The following is a 4,475-nucleotide window of genomic DNA, read 5'->3' on the forward strand; positions in this document are numbered from 1 at the left end:
CGCTTGATATTATTTTCACCCTGAGACTTGTTCCAGTTGTCTTTCGTCTAGTTTCTTAATTCCGCTCGTAGTTGATGATTACATAGCATAGGTTTGAATTATTACTAACCTAAGTGGTATATCTGTAGTCATACCAACACCTCTAAAAGAAGCAGAGTATACTAAAGTCTGTGCTTCACCTGGATTTTCAAACCTTTGAGAAAAACTGTCAGTGTAGTACCAGGAGTTCCGAAATATTTGAGTTAATTAAAGGGGTGACAATTTTAAAAGTTTTAGTCTTTATGGTTAATATAGCTAGATTGTGGTACTTAATAAGACATTTTTATAAACATTAATTAAGTGAAAATGCTGGGAAATGCACAGTAAAACAACTACCAATTCCCAATTGACTTGTGGCACTAATTAATCCACCGTGATTCTCAGCAATAGCTTGGGCAATAGCCAATCCCAAACCAGAACCACCAGAATTATAAGAACGTGATTTATCTGCTCGCCAAAAACGCTCAAAAATATTTTCTAAATCTCCTGGTGCAATTCCTACACCCGTATCTTGGACATTAACAACTAGATAGGAAATACTACGATTAGCTGTGATTTCTATTGTCCCTTTTGATGGTGTGTAGTGGATAGCATTTTGAATTAAGTTACTAAATAATCGTGTTATCTGATTTGGATCGGCTAACAGATAAAGCTTTTCAGTCAATTGACTTTTCAGATTAATTTGTTTAGCCATTACTTGCGGCTGATATAGTTGCATTAAGTTATTTAAAATTGAACTAAGATTAACAGTTTCTTTGATGTGGTTAGGAATATTATCATAACGAGCTAAAAATAGTAAGTCTTCTGTAAGTCGAGTCATTTGGTTAGTAGCACTAGAAATAGCCTGAAATTTTTCTGCGTCAGTTTCTCGCATTCCCTCTGGATACTTGAGTGCTACCCCTGCATTACTTTTAATCGCCATTAAAGGACTGCGGAGTTCATGGGAAGCGTCAGCAGTAAACTGTTTTAATCGTTCAAAGCTTTCTTCAATTGGTTGCATCGCTTGACGAGTCAGCCAAACTCCACCAGCACTACTAATAATCAAAGCTACAACAATTCCACCGCCTAACCCCAAATCTAATTTATTTAAAGTTTCATCGAATTCTTCTAGAGATTGACTTGCTCTTACATATCCAATGAACTGTTTATCATCACTATTAATAATGGGTAAAGTAACAGATTGAATGCGATTTTTACCAACTGGATTAATTTGTTCTCCTTCTTTTACATGAGTAGGTAAACTTAATATATCTTGTCCCTCTTTGGCGATGAGATTACCTTTAGTATCAAACCAGTTTAATTCTTGATGATTTTTAAACAATTTATCTTGAGGAAAGTCATTTTCAATTCTAATTTTACCGTTATCAAACTCGGCATTAGCAGCACCAACTTGTGCTAATGCAGCAAGTTTTTGTGTTTGTTGTTTATAGAGGCTATGGGTGAAGACAATCCGAACAGCAATTGCAAATCCACCTAAGATTAATGATAAAACGATTAAATAAGACAACAGTAAACGACGGCGAATTTTTTCAAACATCAGCTAAATTTGCATTTATTTAGGACACAGGCGATAACCAAAACCATAAACAGTTTCGATAAAATCCTCTGAACTTCCTACCGCTCTGAGTTTCTTTCTTAAATTTGTTATGTGAGTTTTAACGGTTTCTTCGCCGGATAATTTATCAAACTCCCACAATTTATCTAAAATTGCCGATCGAGTTAAAACTTGAGTAGGATTTTTCAAAAAGCATTCTAATATCATGTATTCTTTATGTGTTAATGATAAAGGCTTGCTTGCATAAGTCACATGATAATTATTAGGGTCTAATCGTAAATCACCGTGAATTAAAATTAGTTGGTGAGTTTCTGGGCTTCTCCGACATAAAGCTCTAATTCGTGCTGCTAATTCTTCTAGTTCAAATGGTTTAACTAAATAATCATCGGCACCAGCATCGAGTCCAGTTATTTTATCTGGTGTTGTATCTCGTGCTGTCAACATCAAAATAAAAGCATTACATTTAGCAGCACGTAACCGTTTACAGAGAGTAATTCCATCTAAGCGCGGCAACATTAAATCTAATAAAATGAAATCATAATTACCTGCTTCGGCATATTCCCAACCTTCAATCCCATCACAAGCAATATCAACAGCATGATGCTGGTGTTTTAAATCTTCGGCTAAGGGTTTAGCGATGCGATCGTCATCTTCAATTATTAAAATTCTCATATCTTTATGCTATGGTCATCCATCTGCTTAAACGCATCACTCAATTGGGTGACGCACTTTTTTCTCCTTTCGCGAAAAGAATAGGACAACTGCCAGCATGATAAAGGCGATCGCCGAAGCATAGCCCCTTGGCAGTGATAGACCGCCATTTTTGACTGGTTTGGTCAGAAAATCTCCGAAGGTGGCTCCAAAGGGTCGCGTGATGATGAACGCCAGCCAGAATAGGAGAATATCGCTCAACTTTGTTACGTAGTGAAGGGCGATGACAACACCAATGACGCTGGCCGTCACGAATGCACCCTGGATATAGCTCAGTCCCAAGTTGCTTGTCAGAAAGTCACCAAAGGCCGTTCCCAAACTGTTGGAGAACACGACAGCCAGCCAATAGGTGGTCTCTGCGTCTTTCCTGATGATCGGATAAACGCTCAGATCCCGATCGCGGTAGTACCAAATGGCAAGAACACTCAACAGACCGGCTACCAGAATAAGTGATCCCACTGCGTAGCCCAGCCCGAGAGATCGATCCATCAGGTCTGAAACTTCGGTTCCGGCTGTGGTTGTCGCAATGATCGCCACCCAGTAAAGGATTGGACGATATCTGTCCGATTGAATTTGAAAAAACAGGAGAATAGCCAGAATGGCGAACGTTATGGCAAAGGCTACGTAATACCCGAGTCCGAGAGACATTGAGATGAAGTCACCTGCCGTCTCGCCGAGCGTCGTGGCGATGATCTTCATGATCCAAAAGAAAATTGTGACTTTTGCAACTTTGTTCATTTCTATTTTCACAAGAAAAAATAGTAAGTCATCATAATTCAGATTAGCTCAGTCTGGTAGAAACAATTGAGATATTAATGGCAGGCTTGAAAAGCTCTAAGCTATGTAGAATAAGCACTACATTGAAAGCTATTGAACAGTCAACACATAGGTTAGGTAATCGCAAATTGCTAACAAAATCGCCTCTTCACAAACAGAAAAATGCCATTCGTTCGAGAAGGCGATCGCTAATCAGTCTTGTCGGTCAATTGGCAGTAAGGCTGGTTTCTTCTGCTTAAGGCAAAAAAGCGCAAGCTTCACAAGAGGTCGCTGCAGAAGGGCCCCCATGAGCAACTGCTGTAACCTTGTTAATTGTGCCTAGCTTGCGTACCATTCCCACATAGGCAGCTACTTTGTGTGCTGCCTCCTTGCATGATGATATTTTCTCTGATGTGTCAAAGGATACTTAGCATGATTTCTTCTGTGCGCTCTTGTCACAGACACTCTTCTACCATCACTAGCTTCTCTATCCCCATCTTCATGACTACTATCACGATCATGAGGGCTATCCATTTCAGCAATTTTGACACCGCTAGCAGACTGTGATGTAGCTAAAAGATGAGATGGTAATTCATGGGCATACGTTGTTTGCATATAACCACCAAATGCCAAAATACTTACAACAACAGTTGACAGAATAGTTTTATGATAATTTTTCATGATGCAAAGCCTTTTGCTCTTTCTCGTCAGTAATTCAACAATAGACATTAAAAGTCAAGAACTGGAAAAGATTGGAATGGAAATACCTGTTAAATATTCACTAGGTCTAACAGGTATTTCTGATTAAAATATTTGGTTTACCAGTTTATGCAGACTCACCGTACAAGGCAGGGGAAACGCATCTTATTTGTAACTGCCTAGCTAGTAGGATTTGAGGAAAGGAAAACAGAGACATTATCAAGTAAGGCATCAGTAATGACTTCCAGAAGATTAAGACCACGCTTAGATGCAGTCGAAAGTGCATAGCGGATATTGGCGAATGAAACCGCAAAATCGAAGGAGCGAAAGCCACCAGAAATTTTCTGCTTACACTTCATCATCCGCAAGTCACGTTCCGCTTGATTATTGGTAAAGGGAACATCCGATTCCGTCAGAAACCGTAAAACATCACCCCGGAAATTTTGGAGCCGCAACAACAAGTTATGACCAACTCGTCGTTTCACCCGACCTCGATGACCTTTACGGTTTAAAGGTGGTTGAGAAGAATGATAATCTTGCCCTCGGTTGAGAATTTATTCATACAGTTGATTAAGACGGGCAATAATATTTTCAGGAATACCTTGAGGATAGCGATGTTTATAATTGCAGGCTAAGAGTAAAACCTTTTTCTTTGAGAGCCGCGATAACAGCCAAAGCGTAGCTTGCCGTCGTAGACATCGCACTTCCTCTAAGA

The 4,475-nt window shown here is 39.3% G+C and carries 6 protein-coding genes; 1 reads left to right on the forward strand and 5 read right to left on the reverse strand.

Going from position 1 to position 4,475, the window contains the following annotated elements:
- Positions 1 to 170 precede the first annotated feature (170 nt).
- Complete coding sequence (locus tag V7K25_RS15195; RefSeq protein ID WP_335159236.1) at positions 171 to 335, forward strand: DUF2127 domain-containing protein; 165 nt, start codon at positions 171 to 173, stop codon at positions 333 to 335.
- On the opposite strand, the gene V7K25_RS15200 is transcribed toward V7K25_RS15195, so the two are convergent.
- From V7K25_RS15200 to V7K25_RS15220, 5 genes are all read right to left on the reverse strand, one after another.
- Positions 332 to 1,576 (reverse strand): HAMP domain-containing sensor histidine kinase, encoded by a 1,245-nt coding sequence (locus V7K25_RS15200; protein ID WP_335159238.1) that lies wholly within the window; start codon positions 1,574 to 1,576, stop codon positions 332 to 334. The genes V7K25_RS15195 and V7K25_RS15200 overlap by 4 nt on opposite strands.
- 15 nt (positions 1,577 to 1,591) lie before the next feature.
- Positions 1,592 to 2,266 carry a response regulator transcription factor gene (locus tag V7K25_RS15205; protein ID WP_335159240.1) on the reverse strand — a complete coding sequence of 225 codons (675 nt, stop codon included), beginning with the start codon at positions 2,264 to 2,266 and terminating at the stop codon, positions 1,592 to 1,594.
- Between the two features lie 36 nt (positions 2,267 to 2,302).
- Positions 2,303 to 3,043 (reverse strand): COG4705 family protein, encoded by a 741-nt coding sequence (locus V7K25_RS15210; RefSeq protein WP_335159242.1) that lies wholly within the window; start codon positions 3,041 to 3,043, stop codon positions 2,303 to 2,305.
- 387 nt (positions 3,044 to 3,430) lie between these two features.
- Positions 3,431 to 3,676, reverse strand: coding sequence for a hypothetical protein (locus V7K25_RS15215; protein ID WP_335159244.1), 246 nt, complete (start codon positions 3,674 to 3,676; stop codon positions 3,431 to 3,433).
- Positions 3,677 to 3,939: 263 nt separating this feature from the next.
- Positions 3,940 to 4,245, reverse strand: coding sequence for an IS66 family transposase (locus tag V7K25_RS15220; RefSeq protein ID WP_335159246.1), 306 nt, complete (start codon positions 4,243 to 4,245; stop codon positions 3,940 to 3,942).
- Between the last annotated feature and the right edge of the window lie 230 nt (positions 4,246 to 4,475).

Origin of the sequence: Nostoc sp., assembly GCF_036919495.1 — a bacterium.
Classification (GTDB): Bacteria; Cyanobacteriota; Cyanobacteriia; order Cyanobacteriales; family Nostocaceae; genus Nostoc.